The sequence below is a fragment of the Pseudacidovorax intermedius genome, from assembly GCF_001476815.1.
Taxonomy (GTDB): Bacteria; Pseudomonadota; Gammaproteobacteria; order Burkholderiales; family Burkholderiaceae_C; genus Xenophilus; species Xenophilus intermedius_A.
In genome coordinates this window covers 1-24123 of the sequence record NZ_LDSL01000013.1, presented here as the reverse complement: position 1 = coordinate 24123, position 24123 = coordinate 1, and the positions used below count along the sequence as shown (strand labels likewise).

At 72.3% G+C, this 24123-nt stretch carries 24 protein-coding genes and 1 pseudogene; 11 read left to right on the top strand and 14 right to left on the bottom strand.

Annotation, left to right across the window (positions count from 1 at the left end):
* Positions 1 to 713 (bottom strand): amidohydrolase (locus NS331_RS01915; RefSeq protein WP_153012709.1); only part of this gene is annotated, 713 nt, incomplete at its 3' end.
* A 200-nt stretch (positions 714 to 913) separates the two neighbouring features.
* Here NS331_RS01915 and NS331_RS01910 point away from each other — a divergent pair.
* The 5 genes from NS331_RS01910 to NS331_RS01890 are packed head-to-tail and all read left to right on the top strand — an operon-like array spanning position 914 to position 6534.
* Positions 914 to 2509 carry an ABC transporter substrate-binding protein gene (locus NS331_RS01910; protein WP_058640333.1) on the top strand — a complete coding sequence of 532 codons (1596 nt, stop codon included), beginning with the start codon at positions 914 to 916 and terminating at the stop codon, positions 2507 to 2509.
* A gap of 18 nt (positions 2510 to 2527) precedes the next feature.
* On the top strand, positions 2528 to 3493 hold the full coding sequence (locus NS331_RS01905; RefSeq protein WP_058640332.1) for an ABC transporter permease: 966 nt from the start codon (positions 2528 to 2530) through the stop codon (positions 3491 to 3493).
* Positions 3494 to 3518: 25 nt separating this feature from the next.
* The gene (locus NS331_RS01900; protein ID WP_082702197.1) at positions 3519 to 4418 is read left to right on the top strand and encodes an ABC transporter permease; all 900 of its coding nucleotides are present in this window, start codon (positions 3519 to 3521) and stop codon (positions 4416 to 4418) included.
* On the top strand, positions 4415 to 5485 hold the full coding sequence (locus NS331_RS01895) for an ABC transporter ATP-binding protein (protein ID WP_058640331.1): 1071 nt from the start codon (positions 4415 to 4417) through the stop codon (positions 5483 to 5485). The genes NS331_RS01900 and NS331_RS01895 overlap by 4 nt, the downstream gene beginning before the upstream one ends.
* On the top strand, positions 5482 to 6534 hold the full coding sequence (locus tag NS331_RS01890; protein WP_082702198.1) for an ATP-binding cassette domain-containing protein: 1053 nt from the start codon (positions 5482 to 5484) through the stop codon (positions 6532 to 6534). Before NS331_RS01895 ends, NS331_RS01890 begins: the two co-directional genes overlap by 4 nt.
* A 92-nt stretch (positions 6535 to 6626) precedes the next feature.
* Here the strand turns inward: NS331_RS01890 and add are convergent, their stop codons facing one another.
* The 4 genes from add to NS331_RS01870 all read right to left on the bottom strand — a co-directional run bounded on the left by add (position 6627) and on the right by NS331_RS01870 (position 9998).
* Complete coding sequence (gene add, locus NS331_RS01885; protein WP_058640330.1) at positions 6627 to 7667, bottom strand: adenosine deaminase; 1041 nt, start codon at positions 7665 to 7667, stop codon at positions 6627 to 6629.
* A 70-nt stretch (positions 7668 to 7737) separates the two neighbouring features.
* On the bottom strand, positions 7738 to 8670 hold the full coding sequence (locus NS331_RS01880; protein WP_058640329.1) for a nucleoside hydrolase: 933 nt from the start codon (positions 8668 to 8670) through the stop codon (positions 7738 to 7740).
* A gap of 8 nt (positions 8671 to 8678) precedes the next feature.
* Complete coding sequence (locus NS331_RS01875; RefSeq protein WP_058640334.1) at positions 8679 to 9347, bottom strand: histidine phosphatase family protein; 669 nt, start codon at positions 9345 to 9347, stop codon at positions 8679 to 8681.
* A gap of 36 nt (positions 9348 to 9383) precedes the next feature.
* Positions 9384 to 9998 (bottom strand): Yip1 family protein, encoded by a 615-nt coding sequence (locus NS331_RS01870; protein WP_058640328.1) that lies wholly within the window; start codon positions 9996 to 9998, stop codon positions 9384 to 9386.
* A gap of 120 nt (positions 9999 to 10118) precedes the next feature.
* Here NS331_RS01870 and NS331_RS01865 point away from each other — a divergent pair, with 120 nt between their 5' ends.
* The 3 genes from NS331_RS01865 (at position 10119) to NS331_RS01855 (ending at position 13230) form a co-directional block, all read left to right on the top strand.
* Positions 10119 to 10838, top strand: coding sequence for an alpha/beta fold hydrolase (locus NS331_RS01865; protein ID WP_058640327.1), 720 nt, complete (start codon positions 10119 to 10121; stop codon positions 10836 to 10838).
* Positions 10839 to 10950: 112 nt separating this feature from the next.
* Positions 10951 to 11898, top strand: coding sequence for a helix-turn-helix domain-containing protein (locus NS331_RS01860; RefSeq protein WP_058640326.1), 948 nt, complete (start codon positions 10951 to 10953; stop codon positions 11896 to 11898).
* A 162-nt stretch (positions 11899 to 12060) separates the two neighbouring features.
* On the top strand, positions 12061 to 13230 hold the full coding sequence (locus NS331_RS01855; RefSeq protein ID WP_058640325.1) for a serine hydrolase domain-containing protein: 1170 nt from the start codon (positions 12061 to 12063) through the stop codon (positions 13228 to 13230).
* 32 nt (positions 13231 to 13262) lie between these two features.
* On the opposite strand, the gene pxpA is transcribed toward NS331_RS01855, so the two are convergent.
* From pxpA to NS331_RS01825, 6 genes are all read right to left on the bottom strand, one after another.
* A complete protein-coding gene (pxpA, locus tag NS331_RS01850; protein ID WP_058640324.1) occupies positions 13263 to 14006 on the bottom strand; it encodes a 5-oxoprolinase subunit PxpA in 744 nt (247 codons plus the stop codon).
* Positions 14007 to 14029: 23 nt separating this feature from the next.
* Positions 14030 to 15070, bottom strand: coding sequence for a 5-oxoprolinase subunit C family protein (locus NS331_RS01845; protein WP_058640323.1), 1041 nt, complete (start codon positions 15068 to 15070; stop codon positions 14030 to 14032).
* Positions 15067 to 15732, bottom strand: coding sequence for a 5-oxoprolinase subunit PxpB (gene pxpB / locus NS331_RS01840; protein ID WP_058640322.1), 666 nt, complete (start codon positions 15730 to 15732; stop codon positions 15067 to 15069). The genes NS331_RS01845 and pxpB overlap by 4 nt, the downstream gene beginning before the upstream one ends.
* 67 nt (positions 15733 to 15799) lie before the next feature.
* Positions 15800 to 16303, bottom strand: a complete 504-nt coding sequence (gene coaD / locus NS331_RS01835) for a pantetheine-phosphate adenylyltransferase (protein WP_058640321.1) — start codon at positions 16301 to 16303, stop codon at positions 15800 to 15802.
* A gap of 99 nt (positions 16304 to 16402) precedes the next feature.
* Positions 16403 to 17032: an RsmD family RNA methyltransferase gene (locus NS331_RS01830; RefSeq protein WP_058640320.1), complete on the bottom strand. Its 630-nt coding sequence runs from the start codon at positions 17030 to 17032 to the stop codon at positions 16403 to 16405.
* A gap of 72 nt (positions 17033 to 17104) precedes the next feature.
* Positions 17105 to 17752 (bottom strand): LysE/ArgO family amino acid transporter, encoded by a 648-nt coding sequence (locus tag NS331_RS01825; protein ID WP_058640319.1) that lies wholly within the window; start codon positions 17750 to 17752, stop codon positions 17105 to 17107.
* Between the two features lie 73 nt (positions 17753 to 17825).
* Between NS331_RS01825 and NS331_RS01820 the strand changes: the two genes are divergently transcribed.
* Complete coding sequence (locus NS331_RS01820; RefSeq protein WP_058640318.1) at positions 17826 to 18719, top strand: LysR family transcriptional regulator ArgP; 894 nt, start codon at positions 17826 to 17828, stop codon at positions 18717 to 18719.
* Between the two features lie 37 nt (positions 18720 to 18756).
* On the opposite strand, the gene NS331_RS01815 is transcribed toward NS331_RS01820, so the two are convergent.
* Genes NS331_RS01815 through NS331_RS27045 form a run of 3 tightly spaced genes read right to left on the bottom strand, consistent with a single transcriptional unit; the run spans position 18757 to position 22054 of the window.
* A complete protein-coding gene (locus NS331_RS01815; protein WP_058640317.1) occupies positions 18757 to 20121 on the bottom strand; it encodes a M16 family metallopeptidase in 1365 nt (454 codons plus the stop codon).
* Positions 20118 to 21575 carry a M16 family metallopeptidase gene (locus NS331_RS01810; protein ID WP_058640316.1) on the bottom strand — a complete coding sequence of 486 codons (1458 nt, stop codon included), beginning with the start codon at positions 21573 to 21575 and terminating at the stop codon, positions 20118 to 20120. Before NS331_RS01810 ends, NS331_RS01815 begins: the two co-directional genes overlap by 4 nt.
* The gene (locus NS331_RS27045; protein ID WP_242873623.1) at positions 21572 to 22054 is read right to left on the bottom strand and encodes a hypothetical protein; all 483 of its coding nucleotides are present in this window, start codon (positions 22052 to 22054) and stop codon (positions 21572 to 21574) included. The genes NS331_RS01810 and NS331_RS27045 overlap by 4 nt, the downstream gene beginning before the upstream one ends.
* Here NS331_RS27045 and ftsY point away from each other — a divergent pair.
* Positions 21960 to 23114, top strand: coding sequence for a signal recognition particle-docking protein FtsY (gene ftsY / locus NS331_RS01805; protein WP_242873621.1), 1155 nt, complete (start codon positions 21960 to 21962; stop codon positions 23112 to 23114). The two genes, NS331_RS27045 and ftsY, sit on opposite strands and share 95 nt — an antisense overlap.
* Positions 23115 to 23350: 236 nt before the next feature.
* Positions 23351 to 24123 (top strand): annotated as a pseudogene (locus NS331_RS01800) (hypothetical protein); the annotation flags it as partial.

The following is a 24123-nucleotide window of genomic DNA, read 5'->3' as shown; positions in this document are numbered from 1 at the left end:
ACCGTCACCACCGCCATGTCGTTCGGGTCCACCTCGCGCGAGACCAGCGTCTGCAGCGCGAGGATCAGGTGCGCGGCCACCACCACCGGGTCCACCGTGGTGTGCGGCATGGCGCCATGGCCCCCCTTGCCTTCGATGGTGATGACGGCCGTGTCGGACGAACTGTAGATCGGCCCGGGCAGGAAGCCGAAGCGCCCGGCCGGGAAGCCGGGTTCGTTGTGGTACGCATAGACGGCATCGCAGGGAAAGCGCTCGAACAGCCCTTCTTCCACCATCCGCTTGGCGCCCATCAGGCCTTCCTCGGCGGGCTGGAAGATGAGGTTGAGCGTGCCGCTGAAGGCCCGGCTCGCGGCCAGCACCTGCGCCGCTGCCAGCAGCGTGGCGGTGTGGCCGTCGTGGCCGCAGGCATGCATGCGGCCGGGCTGGCGGCTGGCCCAGGGCAGGCCGGTGGTCTCGGTCATGGGCAGCGCATCCATGTCGGCACGCAGGCCCAGGCGCTTGCCGCCAGCGCCCACGGTCAGCGTGCCCACCACGCCGGTGCCGCCCAGGCCGCGGTGCACGGTGTAGCCCCAGCGCGCCAGGCGCTCGGCGACCAGCGCGCTGGTCTGCTCTTCCTCATAGCCCAACTCGGGATGGGCATGGATCTGCCGGCGCAGGCCGACCATGTCGTCGAGGTGGGCGGCGATGCCGGGATGGATGGGAACGTCGATCATGCGAAGGGGCTTGCAGTGGCCGTGCCAGTCGCCGGCCAGCGAGCACCGGTCAGCGAAAGCTGCGCATTCTGCGCCTGCGGGCGGACGTCCACGCCGCCGTGCAACGGGCGTCTCAGAACGAAGCCCTCAGCCAGCCCGGAAAATGGCCTCGAACTTGCTATAAACAGTGCCCTTCCGGCCTGCCCAGAATCCACAACACCATGGCTCCCTCCGACCTTCTTCCTTCCCTCACCCGCCGCCAGCTCGGCCTGGGCGCCATCGCCCTGGCCGGCGGGCTGGCCACGGGCCCGCGTGCCTGGGCCGCCACCGGCAAGGGCACGGCCGTGCTGGGCATCGACGCCGACCCGCCCACGCTCAACCTGGGCACCACCACCGACTTCGCCGCCGGCGACGTGTCGGCCAAGATCCTCGAAGGCCTGGTCTGGCTGGACCAGCAGTACAACCCGCAGCCCTCGCTGGCCACGGCCTGGACCGTCTCGCCCGACGGCAAGACCTACCGCTTCACGCTCCGCAAGGGCGTCAAGTGGCACGACGGCCGCGACTTCAGCAGCGCCGACGTGCGCTTCTCGCTGACCGAGATCGTGGGCAAGCTGCATCCGCGCGCCGCGCCGGTGTTCAAGAACCTGGGCGTGGAGGTGGACGCGCCCGACGCCTCCACCGTCGTCATCAGGCTGCAGAAGCCCTATGCGCCCTTCCTGTCGCAGATGACGGTGTTCGATGCGCCCATCCTGCCGAAGCACCTGTACGAGAACGGCAACGTGGGCACCAACCCCGCCAACCAGAAGCCGGTGGGCACCGGCCCCTTCAAGTTCGGCGACTGGAAGCGCGGCTCGGCCATCACGCTGGTGCGCAACGACCAGTACTGGGATGCCGGCAAGCCCTACCTGCAGAGCCTGATCTTCCAGGTCATCCCGCAGGCGGCCAACCGGGTGCCGGCGCTGCAGACGGGCGAGATCGACGAGCTGCTGGACTTCTACACGCCCAAGCCCGAAGTGCCGCGCATCCTGGCCGACAAGGGCCTGGCCACGCGCCGCGGGGTCAACATCCCGGCCATCTATTTCCTGATGTTCAACACGCAGTCGCCGCTGCTGTCGAAGGTGGAGGCGCGCCATGCGCTGGCCTTCGCCATCGACCGGCCGCGGCTGGTCAAGCAGGTGATGGGCGGCATCGCCCGGCCGGGCGCGGGCGCCTTCGGCGACGGCTTCAAGTGGCTGATGAACGACGAGGTGGGCTACGACCGCAAGTACCCGCTCAACCCCGGCAAGGCCAAGGCCCTGCTCGACAAGCTGGGCGTGAAGCCCGGCACGACCACGCTGCGCCTGCCCTTCGATGCAGGCCGCGCGCAGATGCGTGCACAGGCACAGATCATCCAGGACAACCTGCGCCAGATCGGGCTGGAGGTCAGGCTGGAGCCGCTGGAGCGCTCGGTGTACTACGACCGCGTGTTCGCCAAGCGCGACTTCGACATGACGCTGGCCTCCTACTTCTCGGCCGGCGATCCGGCCATCGGCTACACGCGCCTGTACACCACCTACACCGGCACGGCGCCCAACACCAACGCCAGCGGCTATTCCAACCCCAAGGTCGATGCGCTGCTGGCCGAGGCCGCCACCTCGGTGGACCGCGCCCAGCGCGCCCGCGACTACAAGGCGCTGCAGGTGATCCTGAACGAGGACCTGCCCTCGCTGGTGCTCTTCGACGAAGAGACGGTGGACACCGCCTCGAAGAAGCTCAGCGGCGTGTTCCCCGCGCTGGACGCGCGCGACCAGTGGGCCGGCGTGCGCCGCGCCGACTGAGCGCGGCCCGCCGGTCCGATGGGACGCTTCATCCTGCGCCGCCTGATGCAGGCGGCGCCGCTGCTGCTCGCGGTGGTGGTGCTCAACTTTCTGCTGATCGCCTTCACGCCGGGCGACCCGATCACGCTGCTGGTCGGCGACTTTCCGGCGCCGCCCGAGTACCTGGCGCAGATGCGCCGCGACTACGGCCTGGACCAGCCCGTGTGGATGCAGCTGCTGCACTACCTGGGCAAGGTGCTGCAGGGCGACTTCGGCTATTCCTTCGCCAACCAGCAGCCGGTGGCCAGCCTGATCCTGGAGCGGCTGGGCGCCACGCTGGAGCTGACGCTCACCGCGCTCGGCCTGGCCAGCGTGCTGGGCGTCGCCTTCGGCGTGCTGGCCGCACGCTCGCGCGGCGGGCCGGCCGACTCGGCGATCCAGGCGGCCTCGTCGGCCGGCTATGCGGTACCGGACTTCTGGCTGGGCCAGCTGCTGATCCTGGCCTTCGCCATCGGCCTGGGCTGGCTGCCCTCGCAGGGCTACAACCCGGTGCGCGGCGTGGCGCCGGGCTGGGAGGGCTTCGTGCAGCACCTGCGCTACCTGCTGCTGCCGGCGCTGGCGCTGTCGATGCGCTACCTGACGCTCATCACGCGGATCACGCGCGCCTCGATGCTGGAGGTGATGAACGCCGACTACATCCTCGCGGCCCGTGCCCGCGGCAGCGCCGAATGGCAGGTGGTGATCGGCCATGCGCTGCGCAACGCGGCGGCGCCGGTGCTCACCGTCATCGGCTACAACCTCGGCTTCGTGCTGGCCGGCTCGGCGCTGATCGAGGCCGTGTTCGCCTGGCCGGGCATCGGCCGGCTGCTCTACGAATCCATCGCCAAGCGCGACTATCCCGTCATGCTGGCCATCCTGCTGATGGTGTCGGTGACGGTGGTGCTGGCCAACCTGCTCACCGACATCCTTCACCGGCTCCTCGACCCCCGTCTGGAACGCGCATGACGCACGGCCTCGGCGCTGAACGACGATGACAACCTCCTCTTCTCCCTCCTTGCCGCTGGCGACCGAGCCCGCGGTGGGCACGGCCTTCCAGCGCGTCGGCTTCTGGCGCCGCCTGCTGCGCCGGCCGGGCAGCCGGCTGGCCCTGGCCTGGCTGGTGCTGCTGCTGGCCACGGCGATCCTGGCGCCCTGGGTGGGCCGAGTCGATCCGCTCTCCGGCGGCGGCGATGCGCTGCTGCCGCCCCTGTCCTCCGGGCACTGGCTGGGCACCGACGACCTGGGCCGCGACGTCTGGGCGCGGGTGGTGCACGGCTCGCGCATCTCGCTGATCGTGGGCGTCGCCAGCGCGCTGCTGGCGGTGGCCGTCGGCGTCGTCGTGGGCGCGCTGGCCGGCTATTTCGGCGGGCTGCTCGACGCGGTGCTGATGCGCACGGCCGAGTTCTTCCAGACCCTGCCGCGCTTCGTGGTGGCGCTGATCGTCATCGCGCTCTACGGCACCAGCGTCGCCAAGATGGTGATGGTGATCGCCGCGCTGTCGTGGCCGCAGCTGGCGCGGGTGGTGCGGGCGTCGGTGGCCAGCCTGCGGCAGTCGCAGTTCGTGGAGGCGGCGCGCGTGGCGGGCATGGGCCACGGCGGCATCATCCTGCGCGAGATCCTGCCCAACGTGGCGGCGCCGATCATCGTGCTGGGCTCGCTGGACATCGCCATGGCCATCCTGATCGAGGCCAGCCTGAGCTTCTTCGGCCTGGGCGATCCCAACCTGGTGTCCTGGGGCACCATGCTCAACGAGGCGCAGCAGTACCTGCGCGATGCCTGGTGGACGTCGGTCTTTCCGGGCCTGGCCATCGCGCTCACGGTGCTCGGCTTCAACCTGCTGGGCGACGCCCTGAACGATGCGCTCAATCCGCGCGGGGAGTCCTTCCGATGAACGGCGCGTCCGCCTCCGCCGCGATGTTCGGCGGCGATCCGCAGGGCGCCTCGGCCGACCCGCCGCTGCTCGACGTGCGCGGCCTGTCGGTCGACGTGGGCCGCGGCGCGCAGGCGCTGCGCGTGGTGCGCGATGTGAGCTTCACCGTGCGCCGCGGCGAGGCCGTGGGCCTGGTCGGCGAATCGGGCTCCGGCAAGTCGATGACGGCCTTCGCGCTGATGAACCTGTTCCCTTCGCCGCTGGCCCGCGTGGCCGAGGGCGAGGTGCGGCTGCAGGGCCGCGACCTGCGCGGCCTGGATGCCGAATCGATGCGGCAGGTGCGCGGTGCGGGCATCGGCATGGTCTTCCAGGACCCGACCAGCTACCTCGACCCGCTGATCCCCGTCGGCCGCCAGATCGCCGAGCCGCTGCGCGCCCATGGCCGCACCGACGGGCTCGACGCCCGCGTGCGGGAACTGATCGAGCTGATGGAACTGCCCCAGCCCGCGCAGACGGCGCGCAAGTATCCGCACGAACTCTCGGGTGGCCAGCGCCAGCGCATCCTCATCGCCGCGGCGCTGGCCATGCGCCCCGCCCTGCTGATCGCCGACGAGCCCACCACCGCGCTCGACGTGACGGTGCAGGCCGGCATCCTGCAGCTGCTCGCGCGGCTGCGGCGCGAACTGGACCTGGGCATCCTGCTCATCACCCACGACCTGGGCGTGGTCGCCGAGACTTGCCAGCGCGTCAACGTGATGTACGCCGGCGAGATCGTCGAGCAGGAGGCCGTCGGCCCGCTGTTCGCCGCGCCGCGGCACCCGTACACCCAGGGGCTGCTGGGCAGCATCCTCACGCCGCGCTCGCGGGCGCATTCGCTGTTCTCCATTCCCGGCGCGGTGCCCATCGCCGGGCGCTGGCCCAGCGGCTGCCGCTTCCATCCGCGCTGCCCCATCGCAAGGCCCGGCCTGTGCGACGTGCAGCCGCCGGCCTTGCTCGGCAGCGGCCTGGGCGAAGGCGCGGACCGTTGCCACCTGAGCGCCGAGCGCGGCAGCGCGAACGCGTGGACGACGATGGCGGTGCGCGCATGAACGCTCCCACGATCCTTTCCGGCGCGCACCCCGCGCCGCTGCAGGACGGCCATGGCGCCGTATCCACTGCGCCGCTGCTCGAAGCCCGCGACGTCGGCCGCAGCTTCCCCCAGCGCGGCACGGGCAGCCTGTGGCGCGCGCGACAGACCCAGTTGGCGGTCGATGGCGTGTCGCTGCAGATCCATCCCGGCGAGGTGGTGGCGCTGGTCGGCGAAAGCGGCAGCGGCAAGACCACACTGGGCCGCATGCTGCTGGGCCTGACGGCGCCCAGCGCCGGCCAGGTGCTGTTCCGCGGCGAGGACGTCGCGCAATTGCGCGGTCCCGCCTGGCAGCGCTTCCGCCGCGAGGTGCAGGTCGTCTTCCAGGACACCGGCGGCTCCCTTAACCCGCGCCACACCATCGGCCAGAGCGTGGCCCTGCCGCTGCGCCACAACCGCGGCCTGGACGCCGCCGCGTGCGCGCGCGAAGTCGATGCGCTGCTGGTGCAGGTCGGCCTGCCGCCCGCGCACTTTCGCCACCGGCTGCCGCACGAGCTGTCGGGCGGCCAGCGCCAGCGCGTGGGCATCGCCCGGGCCCTGGCCTCGGAGCCGGCGGTGATCGTGGCGGACGAGCCGGTCTCGGCGCTCGACGTCTCCATCCGCGCGCAGATCCTGCGGCTGATGGCCGAGCTGCAGCGCGCGCGCGGCCTGGCCTATCTGTTCATCACCCACGATCTGGGCGTGGTGCGCGCCCTGGCCGACCGCGTACTGGTGATGACCGGCGGCCGCGTGGTCGAAAGCGGCAGCGCCGACGAGGTGCTGGAGCGGCCGCAGCATGCGTACACCCAGCGGCTGCTGGCGGCGACGCCGGTGCCGGATCCGGGCCGGCAGTCGATGCGCGATGCTCAGGCACAGCAGGCGTTCATTGCAAAGGGCCGCACCTCCCTCGCACACTCACGCGAAACGGGCGAGCTGATCGATGCCGACGAGGCTCTGGAGACGATGCGCAGCCGCATGGCCTCCAGACTTGCAAAGGCCATGGGCAGCCAAACCGACTCCGAATCTCGCTGAGGCGACACCTGGCTCCGATCGAAAACGATCCTGCGGTCGTCGTCACCGCCCTGCGCCACCAGCGCGAGGACGACGACCACTGAAACTGACGTTCACGCCGCCATCAGCGCATCGCATTCCCGCGTGAACGCAGCGTGCCAGTCGCGGCGCGTACTGTCGTCGATCCAGGCCGCATCCAGGCCGTTGAGCATGAAGCCGCGCAGGTCCTCGTGCGTGAAGCCGAAGTCGCTCACCATCTTGCGCCAGGCCTGCGTGGGCGTCACCAGGTGCAGCGTCGGGTCGTCGGTGTTGGGATGGATGCGCAGGCCCAGGCCCGGCATGCGGCGGATGGGATGGTCCAGCGCCCAGCGCTCGGGCGGCAGCGTGCGCAGGTAGTAGGAATTGGTCGGCACCACGGTGAAGACGATGCCGCGGTCGGCGCATTCGCGCGCGAAGTCGGGCGCGTCGACGATGGTGTAGCCGTGGTCGATGCGGTCCACCTTGAGCAGCTCGACGGCGGTGCGCACGTTGGTCCAGGGCATGCCGAACTCGCCGGCATGGGCGGTGGTCTTGAGGCCGGCCTCGCGTGCCAGCGCATAGGCGGGCGCGAACCATTCGGGTGGATGGTCGATCTCGCTGTAGTCGATGCCGATGCCCACCACCTCGTCCGCGCGGTGGGCCCGCACCCATTCGACCATCTCCACGGCGGCCTCGGGCGAGGCCTCGCGGTCGATGGCGGGGATGAGCCGGCCGACGATGCCGTGGTCGGCCTTGGCATCGTGGATGGCGCGCACGATGGCGGCCACCGCCTGCGGATAGGCGATGCCCGATTTCTGCGCCGTGCCCGTGGGGTTCCAGAAGAACTCGGCATAGCGCACGGTATGGGCGGCGGCGTCCTGCAGGTATTCGTAGGTCAGCCGGTGCAGGTCGTCGGGTGAGCGGATGAGCTGCGCATCGAGCGTGCGCAGGGCCTTGAGCACGCCCACCGGCTTCTCGCCGCGGATGTAGAACGCGTCGATCTCGGGCTGGGTGATGGCCGCCCTGGCACGCCGCGCCAGGTCGCTGAAGGTGTCGTGCCGCACGGTGCCCAGCAGGTGGCAATGCAGTTCCACCTTGGGCAGGGCGTGGCAGAAATGGGTGAGCGCGTCGGTCATCGGGCCATCGTAGTGCGCGGCGCTCCGGAAGGCGATGCGCGCTGCAGCCGACCCAGCGCCAGGCTCGGGCTCAGGCGGCAGCAGCGGCCAGGGCGTCCAGCACCACGCGCCGCACGCGTGCCTCGTCGGCGATGTGGGCCACGCGCGCATTGGCCGCGGCCTTGCGCGGCACGCGCCACTCCACCACGGTCATGCCGCGCGTGTGGCGGCCTTCGCATTCGGCCACCACGTGGGCCGGGCGCCACTCCATGCAGTCGGCATCCACCAGTGCGGCGGCGGCCGTGGGGTCGTACAGCGACATGGGCAGGCGGCCGTCCGGGCTGGCGATGCGCACGTAGCCCAGCAGCAGGTCGCCGAGCAGGCGCCCGCGCGGCGTGCCGAGGGCGCGCAAGGCGTCGGCGTCGGCCGCATGCACGCGGGCCTGGCGGCAGGCGTCCAGGCCCACCATCTCCAGCGGCACGCCGGCATCGAGCACGACGTTGATGGCTTCCGGGTCCACCGCGGCATTGAACTCGGCCGCGGCCGTGTGGTTGCCGGGACCGGCGCTGCCGCCCATCCAGACCAGCCGGCCGATGCGCGGCGCGAGCGTGGGATCGCGCTGCAGCAGCGTGGCGAGGTTGGTGAGCGGGCCCAGCGCCAGCACCGTGGCCGGTGCCGCGGCCTGCCGCAGCCAGACGGCCAACGCATCGACCGCAGGCAGGGCATCGAGCGCCGCGCGCTCCTGCGGCAGTTGCGCGCCGGCCGACGCCATCGCGTCCTCGCCCAGGATGTTCTGCGCCGTCACCAGCGGCCCCACCAGCGGCGCCGCGCAGCCCGCATGGATGGGCATGCGCCAGCCGAAGCAGTGCGCGGCGCGCAGGGCGTTGTCGGTCACCACCGGCAGCGGCGCGTTGCCGGCCACCAGCGAGAGGCCGTCGATGGTCCAGCCCGGCTGCTGCGCCACCGTGATCACGGCGGCCAGGTCGTCGAAGCCGAGATCGGTGTCGATCCAGATGGGGTTCATGGGCGGCTTCAGAGCTTCAGATGCCGGCGCTGGTCGTAGCTGGGCTGCGGGCCCAGGCCTTCCAGGTGCGCCGTCTCGGCCCAGCCGACGATGGCCAGGGCCTCGGGCCGCGCCGGGTCGTCGATGCGGATGCGGTTGATGCCGGCGTTGGGAATGTCGCTTTGCCGCGGACCGTCCAGGCCCAGGCCGTGCACCGTGCGCCACACCATGTCGAGCACGCCGCCGTGCGTGACCACCAGCACCGGCTCGCCCACGTGCTGGGCCGCGATGTCGGCCAGCGCCTGCATCACGCGGGCATGGAACTGGCGCGTGCTCTCCCCGCCGGGCAGCGAACGGTCGGCCTCGAAGCGCAGCCAGCCGTCCCAGGCCTCGGGATGCTTCTCGCGGATTTCCTCGGCCCGCAGGCCCTCGCCCACGCCGAAGGCCTGTTCGCGCAGCGTGACGGTGGTGCGCACCGGCAGGCCCAGCTGCTGCGCCGCGGGCGCCGCCGTCTGCTGGGTGCGCAGCAGGTCGCTGCAGACGATGTGGCGCACCGGCGCGTGCGCCAGCGCCAGGCCCAGGCGGCGCGCCTGCTCATGGCCGGTGTCGTTGAGGGGAACGTCGATGTGGCCCTGGAAGCGCAGTTCGCGGTTCCAGTCCGTCTCGCCATGGCGGATGAGGATCAGGTCGGTGGGCATGCTCCGGCCATTGTCCATGGCCGCCTGCGGCCCACGTCAGGCCACGGTCAAGATTGGAAGCCAGGCACCTACCGGCAGTCGGGGCGCCGGCGTGAACACCGACAGCAATGCGCCCACCACCACCGACGCCACGATGGCACACAGCGCGAACACCACCGTGTAGACCAGTGCCTTCTCGGCGGGGCACTCCATGAGCACCGGCACGCCGATGTAGAAAAGAAAGACCGAATAAAGGCCCACCAGCGCGCCCAGCACCGCCAGCGCAGGCAACAGGCCGAAGATGCCGCCCACGAAGCCGGCGGTGCTGGCATAGGCCACCAGCTTGAGCGCCTGGATGGGACTGCGCCGACCACCGAAGCTCGGCGCCAGCGCGTTGACGATCAGCGCCAGCACATAGACCATTACCAGCGAAAGCACGTAGCTCACGATGGCCTGCATCAGCCCGCTCACGATGGGCATGCGGAAGCGGACGCCGAACACGCCTGCCCCGATGATCGACAGCCCGATGAAGTCCGCCACGGCCGGGATGACCGCCAGGATCAACAGATAGTCGCGGTAGAGCGTGGCCGTGTCGGTGGACTCGGCCGCGATCTCGGGCCAGGTGCGCTTGGGGCGCAGCAGGATGTCCTGCACGCGTTGGACCAGGTTCATGGGAAGGTACTCCTGCGTGGGCAACAGCGGAAAGTCTAGGCAGCGCCCGCCAGGCTGGCTGCTGGCCGTGCAGCCTATGCCGATGGCGCATGGCCGCCACGCCGCTGCAACAATGGACGGATGCCTGCCGACACCCCTGCCCGCCTCGTCTTCCTGCCCGGTCTCGCCTGCGACGAACGCCTGTGGGCGGCGCAGCTGCCCGCCATGCCCGACGCCTTGCGCCCCCGCGTGGCGGATGTCAGCCGACGCCACGGCAGCATCGAGGCGATGGCGCGCGCACTGCTGGACGAAGAAGAGGGCCCGTTGCTGCTGGCCGGCGCCTCCATGGGCGGCATGGTGGCCATGGAAGCCGCCCGCCAGGCACCGGAGCGCGTCGCCGGCCTGGCCCTGCTCGGCACCTCGCCGCTGCCGGAGACGCCGGAGATGCACGCACTGCGCAGCGCCGCCATCGAGGAGTTCGCTGCCGGCCGTGCCGAGGCGGTGATCCGGGCCAACGTGGCCTTCGCCTTCCATCCGGCGAATGCCGCAGACCCGGCCCTGGTGCAGCGCTACCTGGCCATGGTGCTGGACGCCGGCGCCGAACAGCTGATCCGCCAGAACCGCGCCGTGATGGTCCGGCCCGATGCGCGGCTGCACCTGGGCGGCCTGCGCTGTCCCGTACTGCTGATGTGCGGCGAGGCCGACCGGCTCACACCGCCCGACTGCACGCGCGCGATGGCCGCGCTGGTCCTCCAGGCCGAGGTGGTGTGGCTGCCCGAGGCCGGCCACATGCTGACCATGGAATGCCCCGACGCCGTGAATGCGGCGCTGCTGCGCTGGCTGGCGCCCTTCCTGCGCTGAGAGCGATCCCGCGCGGCGCGCCCGACGAAGCAGCATCCGTCCCCGGCAGAAGCATCTGCGGCGCGCGCCATCGGACGTATGCTCGGCCTCCTGTCCGCTGCCGAGGTCGCCCATGAGAAGCCTCTGTTCCTGGTCTTCGGAAAGCCTGCCCGAGCCCCAGCGGCTGCGCGGCTGGCGCGATGCGCTGCACGCCACCGTGCTGGAGATGGACGCCGTGCCGCTGCAGCGCGACGGCTTCTTCGGCAGCATCGAGCGCTGTGCCCTGCAGCGCATCCTTCCACATCAGGCGCGCGGCACTCCGCAGAAGATCGTGCGCGGGGCGGCCGACATTGCGCGCAGCCAGCACAACGCCTACTACCTGCTCTCGCAGCCGCGCCTGCCGTGGCGCGCAGCCCAGGCCGGCCACACGGCCCTGCTGCAGCCTGGCGACGCGGTGCTGATCGACTCGCGCGAGCCCTATGCCTTCGACTTCGGTGCGGGGCTGGATGACCTGTCCATCGAACTGCCCATCGACTGGGTGGCGCATTGGGTGGCCGACCCGGCCCGGCTCATCGGCCGGCCGCTACGCGCCGACGCCGGCTGGGGTCTGGCGCTTCGTGGCGTCAAGGAGGCGCTGGTGCCCCGGGCGCTGCGCCAGCAGCCGGCCGACCATGACGCCTTGATTGAGGCCCAGCTGGGCGGCCTGCTCTCGCTGCTGGGCGATGCGCACGCGCCGACGCAGCCGGAGTCAGCCGATGCGCAGGCCCGAATCCTCGGCGTGCTGCGCGCGCGCTTCATGCAAGCTGGGCTGACGGCCGCCGAGGTTGCCACCGAGGCCGGCGTGTCGCTGCGCGCCCTGCACCGCGCCATGGCGGCCGGGGGCCGCGGCTTCCTGCCAACGCTGATGGCATTGCGGGTGGAGGCCGCCGCCGGCATGCTGGCGCAGCCGCGCCTGCGCCACCTGGGCGTGGCCGAGATCGGCCGGCGCTGCGGCTTTGCCGACGCCTCGCACTTCGCACGGCAGTTCCTGCGTCAGCGCGGCATCGCGCCCGCCGCCTTTCGCGCCCAGGCCCTGCGCTGAACGCCTGCGCGCTGTGCCTCGGCTGGCACGCACCGGCCAGCCGGCTGGCGCGATACGGCGAGCCGCCGGGGCAACGGCTTCCTAGACTTTTCCGGCAGGCCGCCCGCGCGGCCGCCGCGCCAGCGTGCGTGCTTCCAACGACACAGGAGACAGGAGACAGACATGACTCTCAAGACGACCCTCGACACCATCCTGGCCGAAGGCGTGGCCAGCGGCCAGGCCCCCGGCGTGGTGGCCCTCGTGGCCGATCGCGACGGCCTGGTCTATGAAGGTGCAGCGGGCGAGCGCCAGTTGGGCAGCGGCGTCGCCATGACGTCCGATACCGTGCTCTGGATCGCCTCCATGACCAAGGCCCTCACCTCGGTCGCGGCCGTGCAGTGCGTGGAACGTGGCCTGCTCGATCTGGACGCGCCCGCCGCCCGCGTCCTGCCCGCCATCGGCGAGCTGGGCGTGCTGACCGGCTTCGATGCGGAGGGCCGGCCGACCACGCGGCCACCCAGGCGGCCGATCACGCTGCGCCACCTGCTCTCGCACAGTTCCGGCTGCAGCTACGAGATCTGGAACCCCGACATGCAGAAGGTGCAGGCGGCCCTGGACATCCCCGGCGTCATCGGCTGCCAGCTCAAGGCCTTGACGCTGCCGCTGGTGGCCGATCCGGGCGAGCGCTGGGAATACGGTGTGGGCATCGACTGGGCCGGCCGCATGGTCGAGACCGTGAGCGGCCTCACGCTGGGCGAGTTCATGCGCCAGAACCTCTGGGAGCCACTGGGCATGGGGAACACCGGCTTTCGCATCACGCCTTCCATGCGCGAGCGGCTGGCCGGTGTGCACCTGCGTGGCGAGGACGGCGCCTTCGCGCCCTTCCCCTTCGAAATCACGCAGGAGCCCGAATTCCACATGGGCGGCGGCGGGCTCTACAGCACCATGGGCGACTACGCCCGCTTCATGCGCATGGTGCTCAACCTGGGCCAGCTGGACGGCGCCCGGGTGCTGCGGCCCGAGACGGTGACCACGCACCTGTCGCTCAACCAGATCGGCAATGCGCGCGTAAGCCTGCTCAAGGCCGCCATCCCGCTCACGGCCGACGCGGAGTTCTTTCCGGGCCTCGCCAAGCGCTGGAGCCTGGCCTTCCAGATCAACGAGCAACAGGCGCCCACCGGCCGGCCCGCGGGCAGCCTCTCCTGGGCGGGACTGGCCAACAGCTTCTTCTGGATCGATCCGCACACGGGCATCGCCGGGCTGCTGGCCACGCAGACCTTCCCCTTCGCGGATGCGCGGGTGATGGCGCTGCTCGAGCGCTTCGAGAAGGGCGTGTACGACACGCTGGGGTGAGAAGCGGTAGACGGGCCCGCCAGGACGGCGCGTCAGCCAGCGAAGGGCGTCACGGCGATGCCCTCGGCCGCCAGGCGCTCGCGGATGCGCCGCGCGAAGGCCAGCGCGTGGGCGCCGTCGCCGTGCAGGCACACGCTCTGCGCGTTGACCGGCACCACGCTGCCGTCGATGGCCGTGACGCGCCGTTCGCGCACCAGCGACAGCGTCTGCGCGAGCGACTGGTCCTCGTCCTCGATCAGCGCGCCCGGCTGGCTGCGCGGCACCAGGCTGCCGTCTGGCATGTAGCCACGGTCGGCAAACACCTCTTCCACCGGCGTCAGGCCGGCGGCGCGCGCCGCGTCGATCATGCCGCTGCCGGCCAGGCCGAAGAACTTGAGGGCGGGGTCGAAGCGGCGCACCGCCTCGCACAGCGCCGCGGCCAGTTCGGGCTCCTTCACGGCCTGGTTGTAGAGCATGCCGTGCGGCTTGACGTGGGCCAGGCGACCGCCTTCGGCGCGGACGATCGCGTCCAGCGCGCCGATCTGGTAGAGCATGTCGGCCACGATCTGCGCCGGCGGCAGCTGCATGGCGCTGCGGCCGAAGTTCTCGCGGTCCGGAAAGCTGGGATGCGCGCCGATGGCCACGCCCTTGGCCAGCGCCCAGCGCACGCACTGCTGCATGGTCAGCGCGTCGCCGGCGTGCCAGCCGCAGGCAATGTTGGCCGAGCTCACCAGGCCCAGCAGGGCCTCGTCGTTGCCGGCGCCTTCGCCGAGGTCGGCGTTCAGGTCGATCTGCATGGGGTATCGCTCCAGGAAGAAGTTCAGAGCCGCACCGGCGCCGCCGCCGGCCAGCCGAGGGCAGCCAGGCCGCGGTCGATGTCGTGGCGCCAGCGCTCCAGCGCCTGCCAGGCCCGGGCCGCCGCGGCAGCGTCCACCTCGACCATGCGCAGCCGGCTGCCCAGCGGCGCCTGCGCCAGCTTCCACAGGTCGGCACGGACCACCACGCCGATGCGCGGATAGCCGCCGGTGGTCTGGGCATCGCCCATCAGCACGATGGGCTGGCCCGAGGGCGGCACCTGGATGGTGCCGGGCACCACGCCGGCGGACAGCATGTCGGCCTCCTGCTCGCGCCGCAGCACGGGGCCGTCGAGCCGGCTGCCCATGCGGTTGCTCTGCGGCGTGATGCGCCAGGCGGCCTGCCAGAACTGCGCGCGGGCCGGCGCGCCGAACTGCGTGTACTCGGGGCCGGGCATCACGCGCAGCGGCCACACGCCGTCGTCGGGCGGCAATGCGCAGACCGGATCGGCCGCGCCCTCGTCGCGCCAGGGGTCGAGCGGGTGGACGCCGAAGGCGCGCCGCGCGCGCTGCGCCTCGCCCAGCGCCGAAGCGCCCACCGGCAGCCGGTCGCCCTTTTTCAGCGCGCGGCCGTCCAGCCCGCCGAAGCCGGCCTTGAGGTCGGTGCTGCGCGAACCCAGCACCAGTGGCACGTCGATGCCGCCCGCCACGGCCAGCCAGCTGCGCACGCCCGCCTTGCCCGGCCGGACGTTGGCACCGCCCAGCACGAGGCGCGCGCCGGCCGGCACCGGCATGCTCCAGCCCGGGTGCAGCGCGCGTCCGTCCAGGCGGGCGCCGAAGTCGTCGCCCATCAGCGCGATGCGCGTGGGCGCCTCGAAACGCAACTCGGCATTGCCCATCGTGAGTTCGAGCCCGGCGGCGCCGGACGCATTGCCCACCAGCCGGTTGGCCACGGCCAGCGCCGCGCGGTCCAGCGCACCACCGGGGCAGATGCCGCGCTGCCGATGTCCGTCGCGGCCCAGGTCCTGGACCGAGGCGAGCAGGCCCGGCTTGTGGACGAGGATCACAGCGTCACGCTTTCGGGCACGAAGCGCACCCGGTCGCCCGGCTGCAGCAGCGTGGGCGGCTCGGCGGCCGGATCGAACAGGGCCAGCGGCGTGCGGCCGATCAGCTGCCAGCCGCCGGGCGAATCGAGCGGATAGATGCCGGTCTGCGCACCGCCGATGCCGACCGAGCGCGCCGGCACGGCGGTACGCGGCTCGCGCCGCCGCGGCGTGTGCAGCTCGGGCGCCAGGCCGCCCATGAAGGCGAAGCCGGGCAGGAAGCCCAGCAGATACACCACGTACTCGCCCGCCGCATGGCGGCGCACCACCTCGGCCGCCGACAGGCCGGTGTGGCGGGCGACGTCGTGCAGATCGGGACCCTGGTCGCCGCCGTAGGCGACCGGAATCTCCACCAGCCGGCCGGTGCCCTCGGCCTGCCCGGCCAGCGCGGGCCAGGCGGTGAGGACCCGGAGCTCCAGCTCGCCGGCATCGACCTGCTGCGGATCGAACAGCAGGGTGAGGTTGTTCATGCCCGGCAGCACCTCCTGCACCTCGGGCCAGGCCACGGCCTCACGCGCCAGCGCCCAGATGCGCTGCTGCGCCGGCAGCGTGGCCGGCGGCGGCAGTTCGCACAGCAGGGCCGCATCGCCCAGGGCATGCAGGCGTGGAGACGGGGACTGGCTCAAGGGCGGGCTTCGTACTTCGGTGGCGAGGAGCGCATCCGCGGGCGGGACGCCGACGGCGCGCAGGCGCTCATTCGCGGCCCAGGCTGCGCACCTTCTCGGCCAGGCGTTGCTGCACGTGCGGCGAGACGAACTTGTCGACCTCGCCACCCAGCATCGCGATCTCGCGCACGAAGGTGCTGGAGATGAACTGGTACTTGTCGCTGGGCGTGAGGAACACGGTCTCGACCTCGGGCATGAGGGAGCGGTTCATGCCGGCCAGCTGGAATTCGTAGTCGAAGTCGGTGACGGCCCGCAGGCCGCGCACCATGGCCTTGCCGCCGCGGGCGACCACGAAGTCGCGCAGCAGGCCGGAAAAGCTCTCGACGGTGACGCGGTCGCCGAAGGGCTCGGCCACCGCGCGCGCCATCTCGATGCGCTCGGCCAGCGAGAACAGCGCCTTCTTGTGATGACCCGCCGCCACGGCCACGATGACGCGGGGGAACAGCTGGGTGGCGCGTCGCACGACGTCTTCATGGCCGAGCGTCATGGGGTCGAAGGTGCCGGGGTAGACGGCAATCACATCGGTCGTCATCTCTCTTCCTCCAGGGCGGGAGCCGGGGTTGTCTCGGGCGCATTATGTACGCCGCGCTGCACTGCACCATGCCGCCCGCCAGGCGCGCGCGGACGCGCCTCAGGCCGCTGCGGCCAGGCGCTTGAGCAGGTGCGCGTGCACGGCGCCGGCCTTCAGGTGCCGGAAGACCTGCAGGCCGAAGGGCGCCAGCCGCTCGTCCGGCCAGGCCTCGGCCGCCTCCAGGTAGACCACGCCGTCGGCCTGCAGCGCCGGCGCGGCGGCCTGGAGCGCGCGCTGGTAGAGCGCCGCCTGGTCGAAGGGCGGATCGATGAAGACGGCATGCCAGTGGCCGGGCGCGCTGCGTTCCAGCCAGGCCGCGCCGTCGCCGCGCTGCACCTTGACGCTGTCCGCCTCCAGCTTGTCGCGCAGGGCGTGCATAGGCTGCACCAGGGCCGCATCCTGCTCGCACAGCAGCACTTCGGCGGCGCCGCGCGAGGCGGCCTCGAAGCCCAGCGCGCCAGTGCCGGCGAAGACGTCGATGCAGCGCCAGCCCGGCAATTCGCCGCCGCCCGCGCCGGCGAGGCTGGCCAGCCAGTTGAAGAGGGTTTCGCGCACCCGGTCGGGCGTGGGCCGCAGGCCGGGCCGGTCGGCCACGGCCAGGCGGGTGCGGCGCCACTGGCCGCCGATGATGCGCACCTCGTGCGCGCGGCCGCCGGCGGGGTGGGAAGGCTTGCTGCTGTTGCGGGTCATGCGGCCGAGCTTAACGGTGCGCAGGCGCGCACCCGCCCGGCCTGGCCGTGCCGTCCCCGGCCCTCGCGGCGGCTACGGCCACGGCAGCCCCCGGACGGCCTGCACGGCCAGCGCGAAGGACAGCACGAGCATGATCGCCCCGATCAGCCGGTCCAGCCACTGCCAGGCGCTCGGCCGTGCGAACCAGGGCGCGAGCCGGCGGGCGCCGAAGCCCAGCAGCACGAACCAGCCGGCGCTGGCCGCTGCCGCGCCGGCCACGAAGGCGAGGCGCGCGCCCGGGGGATGGCGGGCGCCCACGCTGCCCAGCAGCAGCACGGTATCCAGGTAAACATGCGGGTTGAGCAGGGTGAAGGCCGCCGCCTGCAGCAGCACCGCCCCGCGCGAGGCCGAGGACGCCGCCCCGCCGGCCCGCAGCGCGTCGGGCGAGCGGCTGCGCCGCAGTGCCCGCCAGCCATAGACCGCCAGAAAGACGGCGCCCACTCCCGCCAGGGCGCGAGACAGTGCGGGCCGGTCGCCAAGCAATCCGCCGAGCCCGGCCACGCCGGCCGCAACGAGCAGCGCATCCATGGCGGCGCAGAAGGCCACCACCGGCCCGACATGGGCGCCCAGCAGGCCCTGGCGCAGCACGAAGGCATTCTGTGCCCCAATGGCGACGATCAGGCCCAGACTGAGCAGCAGCCCCTGAGCGAAGGCGATCGGGTCCACAAGAGAAGACAGCATGCGCCGAGCTTGCCCGCGCGGGCATATTTAGCCAAACTGAATCTTCTTAATCTGATTAAGAAAAACTTCATCAATGCTCGACTACACCGCCCTGGCCGCATTGCAGGCCGTCGTGCGCGAAGGCAGCTTCGAACGCGCGGCGCGCACGCTGCATGTCACACCGTCTGCCGTGTCGCAGCGGGTGCGGCTGCTGGAAGAGCGCATGGGCTGCGCGCTGGTCGTGCGGGGCCAGCCCTGCACCGCCACCGACACCGGCCGCCGGCTCTGCGGCCACGTCGAGCAGGTGCGCCTGCTGGAACACGACCTGGTCGCCTCGCTGCCTGCCGCCGCCGACGGGCGCACGGCCCGCCCACGCCTGAGCGTGGCCGTCAACGCCGACAGCCTGGCCGGCTGGTTCATGCCGGCCGCTGCCCGTTTTGCCGCCGACGCCCCGGTCCTGCTGGACCTGATGGTGGACGACCAGGACCATACCGCCGAGCGGCTGCGCAGCGGCGCCGTGCTGGCGGCCGTCACCGCGCTGGCCGAACCCGCCCCCGGGTGCCAGGTCCGGCCGCTGGGCGCCATGCGCTACGTGGCCGCCGCCAGCCCGGCCTTCGTGGCCGCGCACTTCGCCCAGGGGGTGGACGCCGACGCGCTCGCCCGCGCACCCAGCCTGCGCTTCGATCAGAAGGACGAGCTGCAGGCCCGCTGGGTGCGCCAGACCCTGGGCGAGGATGTGGCGCTCCCCCAGCACCGCGTGCCCGCCGCCCATGCCTTCGTCGCCGCGGCGGTGTCAGGGATGGGCTGGGGGCTGCATCCGCAGGCACTGGCGGCACCGCACCTCGCGGCCGGCCGGCTGGTCGAACTGCGGCCCGGCACGCCGCTGGACGTGCCGCTCCACTGGCAGCGCGCCCGCCTGGCCGTACCGCTGCTGGCGCAGCTGACGCAGGTCGTCGTGCAAGCCGCCAAGACAGAACTGCTGCAGTGAAAGGCCGCGCCCCGGCGCGGCGGCCGGGCAGACAGACTCAGGAGCCGGCGCCGTCCTTGCCGCCTACGATCACCGTCACCATGCGCTGCGGCTGCAGCGTGCGCTGGAAGGCGGCGCGCACGTCCTGCACCGTCACGGCGTTCATGCGCTCGCGCCAGGTGTCCAGGTAGTCCAGCGGCAGGTCGTTCCAGGCGATGTTGGCCACGTTGCCCACCAGCTTGCGGTTGCTGTCCAGCAGCAGCGGGAAGCCGCCGATCAGGTTGTCCTTGGCGGCCTGCAGCTCGGCCGGGGTCGGCCCGTCGGCGACGAACCGGGCGAGCACCTCGCGCGCCACCGTCACCGCCTGCGCCGCCTGGTCGGGCCGGGTCTGGAAGCCGATGCGGAACGCGCCCGCATGCAGGCCGGGCGAGAAACCGCTGTAGACGCTGTAGGCCAGCCCGCGCTGCTCGCGCACCGCCTCGGTCAGCCGCGAGACGAAACCGCCGCCGCCCAGGATGTAGTTGCCGAGCGTCAGCGCGAAATGGTCCGGGTCGGCACGCCGGTAGCCGGGCTGGCCGATCCACACATGGGCCTGGGCCGAGCCGAAGGCGATGCGCTCGGTGCGCGCCTCGGCCAGCGGCGGCACCTCGGCCACCGGCGCGGCGGCCGGGCAGCCCTGCTGGGGCAGGCGCGACAGCAGCTGCGTGGCCAGCCGCTCGGCACCGGCACGGTCGATCGCACCGACGATGCTGAGCTTGGCGCGGCAGGGCACCACCCATTGCGCATGGAAGCGCCGCAGGTCCTCGGTGCCGATGGCGGCCAGCGTGGCCTGCGTCATCTCCTGGCCATAGGGATGGCCGCCGTAGACGGCCTGGCCGAAGGCACGGGCCGCGACGCTGCCGGGCCGGGTGTCGGCCTCGCGCAGGCCGGCGGCGATGCGCTCGCGCTCGCGCCGCCACACGGCGTCGGGGAAGGCGGGGTCGCCGATCTCGCGCGCCGCCAGGCGGGCGGCCTTGGCCAGCAGCACCGGGTCGGCCAGGCTGCGCAGGGTGAAGCTCATGCGGTCGGCGCTGGCGCCGACGTCGAACTCCGCGCCCAGGTCGGCCCAGGCCTCGCCGAGCTGGTTCTCGTCGAGGGCCGGCTCTGCGCCGAGGGCGCGCACGCCTTTCTCGACCATGCCGGCGGTGGCGCCGGCCAGGCCGGCCTGCGCGGCGGGGTCGCGCCGGCTGCCGCCGTCGACGTCCATCTGCACGTCGACGATGGGCAGGGCATCGGTGCGCGCCAAATAGACCTGGGCGCCATTGGCCAGGCGCCAGTGCTCGATCCGGATACCGGCCTGGGCCGCCATCGCCGCGCCGGCCAGGGTGGCCAGCGCCAGCAGTCGGCCGCCGCGCTGCAGGAGGGACAGGGATGGGCGCTTCATCGGAGTTCTCCCGCCGGACCGAAGGGACTGCGCGAGCGCGGCTCGCGCTGGGACATCGGCTGCGGCCGCAGCGTGGCGACCGTGAGCTGGTCGTCGCCGAAGTAGCGGCCGGCCACGGCCTGCACCTGCGCGGGCGTCACGGCCACCAGCCTGGCGAGCATGCGGGCATCCGCATCCAGCGGCAGGCCCTGCACCCACTGGCTGCCGAGTTCGCGGGCCTGGGCCATCACGGAGTCGCGCTTGTAGGTCTCGCTGGCCACCCACTGGGTCTTGACGCGGGCGAGCTCGGCCTCGCTCACGCCGTCCTGCGCGATGCGGGCGACCTGGGCGCGCAGCGCGGCCTCCAGCGCCTCGCTCGTCTTGCCCGCCGCCGGTACGCCGACCAGCGAGAAGACCTGCGGCCCCCGGCCATACAGGCCGTAGCCGGCGCCGACGCTGTCGGCCACGCGCTCGGGGCCGCGAACCAGGGCACGGTCGAGGCGGGAGCCGTTGTAGCCGTCGAGCACGGCCGCCAGCACCAGCAGCGCCCAGGCGTCGCTGTCCTCGTCCAGGTTCTGCAGCTGTGGCACGCGGAAGGCGAGCGACACATAGGCCTGTTCCGCCGGCGCCTTGAATTCGATGCGGCGGATGCCGCGCTGCGGCAGCTCGGTGTAGGGCTTGCGCACGGGCACGGCGCGCGCCGGGATGCCGCCGTAATAGCGCTCGGCCAGGGCCAGCACCTGCTGCGGATCGACGTCGCCGGCCACCACGATGGCCGCATTGGCGGGCACGTACCAGCGGCGGTAGAAGGCGCGCACGTCGTCGGGCGTCATGGCCGACAGGTCGCTCATCCAGCCGACCACCGGCCGGCGGTAGGGCGAGGCGTCGAAGATGGCGGCGTTCTGCTGCTCGCCCAGCAGGGCGCGCGGCTGGTCTTCGGTGCGCATGCGGCGCTCTTCCTTCACCACCTCGATCTCGCGGCGGAACTCGTCGTCGGGCCACTGGTTGCTGGCGAAGCGGTCGGCTTCCAGCCGCATGGCCTCTTCCAGCCGTTCGACGGGAATCTGCTGGTAGTAGCCGGTGTAGTCGCGGGTGGTGAAGGCGTTCTCGCGCCCGCCGAGGGCGGCCACCCGGCGCGAGAATTCGCCCGGCTTGAGCAGGGCAGAGCCCTTGAACATCATGTGCTCGACCACGTGGGCCACGCCGCTGGTGCCGTCCAGCTCGTCGACCGAGCCGACGCGCACCCACAGCATCTGCACGGCGGTGGGCGCCCGGTGGTCGGGCTGGACGATGAGCGTCATGCCGTTGGACAGCCGGAACTGCCGGGGCGGCTGCGCGCTGGCCGGCAGGGCCGAAGGGGTGGCGGGCGGATCGGTGGCTGGGGGCTGTTGGGCCTGGGCGGCCGGTGCCAGGGCAAGGCAGGCCGCCAGCAGGGCCGTCGCGCGGGACCGGCGGCTCGGCAGGGGGTGTTTCATAGAATGCCTCGGATTCTAAAAAGCGCCTGGATGTTCAGTTTTTTCAAGAAAAAGCCGCCGGCCGAGCCCGCGGCACCGGCCGGTTCCTCCCCCGCCTCGCCGCCCCCGGCACCTGCAGCCGAGACGGGGAGCGGACGGTCGGTGTTCTCGCCGTCGAGCTGGTTCGGGAACAAGCCCAGTGCGCCGGTGGCGGCCCCGGTCGCGGCGCCGGCACCGGTGGTGGCGCCGACGGCGCCTGCCACGGTGCCTCCACCATCGCCGGCGGCACCGGCAGCCTGGGCGCCACCGCCAGCCGCTCCGGCGGCTGCGCCCTCGGCACCGGTGCCGCCGCCCATCGCGGCGCCCACGCCGGTCCCGGCGCCAGCGGCGCCTACACCCGCGCAGATTGCGGTCGAAGCGCCGACGCCGCCCGTGGCCTGGACGCCGACGCCCGACGCAGCGCCGGTCGGCGCGCCAGTGGCGCCGGCGCCTGCCGTCACGCCGGCAGCGCCCGCAGTGCCTTCGCCTTCGCCAGTCGCTGCGCCAGACACCTTCGCCATCCGGGCGGCCACCCCTGCCCCTGCAGCCGCCCCCACGGCGTCGGCGGCGCGCCAGGGCTGGCTGGACCGCCTCAAGACCGGCCTCAAGAAGACCGGCAGCGGCATCCAGGCGGTGTTCGTCAACGCGCAGATCGACGACGCGCTCTACGAACAGCTGGAAGACGCCCTGCTGATGGCCGACACCGGCATCCCGGCCGCCGAGCACATCCTGCAGGACCTCAAGGACCGCGTCTGGCGCCACAGCGCGACCACGCCGCAGGCCGTGCGCGGCCTGCTGGTGGATGCCGTGGCCGAGGTGCTCAAGCCGCTCGAGAAGCCGCTGGAGATCGGCCGCCACACGCCCACCGTCATCATGGTCGCGGGCGTCAACGGCGCGGGCAAGACCACCTCCATCGGCAAGCTCACCAAACATCTGGCCAACGAAGGCTGCACCGTGCTGCTGGCCGCGGCCGACACCTTCCGCGCCGCCGCGCGCGAGCAGCTCGCCATCTGGGCCGACCGCAACCTGGTGGAGATCGTCAGCCAGGCCGGCGGCGACCCGTCCGCCGTCGCCTTCGATGCCGTCAACGCCGGCAAGGCGCGCGGCAAGGACGTGGTGCTGGTCGACACCGCCGGCCGCCTGCCCACGCAGCTGCACCTGATGGACGAGCTCCGGAAGATCAAGCGTGTCATCGCCAAGGCCGACACCGACGGCAGCGGCAGCGGCGCCCTGGCGCCGCACGAGGTGCTGCTGGTCATCGACGGCAACACCGGCCAGAACGCGCTGGCCCAGGTCAAGGCCTTCGACGATGCCCTGGGCCTCACCGGCCTGGTCGTCACCAAGCTGGATGGCACCGCCAAGGGCGGCGTGCTGTGCGCCATCGCCCGCTGGGGCGAGGAACGCGCGCGGACCAAGCCGGGCACCGCGCCCGTGCCGGTCTACTTCATCGGCGTCGGCGAGAAGCTGGAAGACCTGGAAACCTTCGACGCCCGCGAATTCGCGCAGGCGCTGGTGGGCTGAGCGGCGCGCCACCCCGGGCCGGGCCGGGCCGAGCGGCCGTCCCGCAGCCGTCCGTCACGGCCGCGTCACGGTCCGCGTTACGTAACGTCGCGCGGAACACATCGGCGGCCAGCCCTGCAAATCCAGCCAAAACGCCAAAAAATCCACGATTTCAGGCCTTCTGACGGCCCTTTCGCGCGGGGCATGGCTTTTGCCCCCTTGCCCACATCCTTAACCCGATGTGTGGAGCAAGAGCGATGGCAACGAACACGACGACGACGGGCAGCAACGACTTCGGCGCAGCCCCCCTGGTCCTGGCGCAGGGCCCCGCGGGTGGCGCGGTGGCAACGCCGGTGGGTGGCAGCGGCATGGCCGGCCTGGCGGGTGCCGGCAGCGGCAACGCCGCGGCCGGCATCGGCACCCTCACCCAGGTCTCCCCCGGCGTGACGGTGGTGCGGGACGGCGTCAACCTGCCCGCGCAGGCCAACCAGGTGCTGCAAGCCGGCGACCGCGTGCTGGTGCCGCAGGACGGCCAGGCTGGCGTGGTCTTCAATCCGGCCGGCCCCAGTGCCCAACCCATCGCCGGCACCTTCATCGGCGGCACCGACGCCACCCTGAACACGCGCCTGCTCGACGGCGGCGGTTCGCAGCTCGACGTCGGCCTCGACGCCGGCGACCTCCAGATCGACTCGGGCGTCGACTCGGCCGCCCTCGCCGTCAAGAAGGCCGCCCCCATCCTGGCGGGCGGTATGGGCCTGGGCGAGTTCGCCCTCGCCGCCCTCGGCGGCGGACTGGTCCTCGGCGCCCTGGCCGGTGGCGGCGACGACAGCTCGGCCTTCCCCGTCTTCCTCACGCCGCAGCCCGGCAGCGGCACCAATCCGCCCGGTACGCCGCCGGACGACACGGATGCGGATGCGGATGCGGATGCGGATGCGGATGCGGATGCGGATGCGGATGCGGATGCGGATGCGGATGCGGATGCGGATGCGGACGCTGACGCTGACGCCGATGCCTGTCTTCTATACCCACA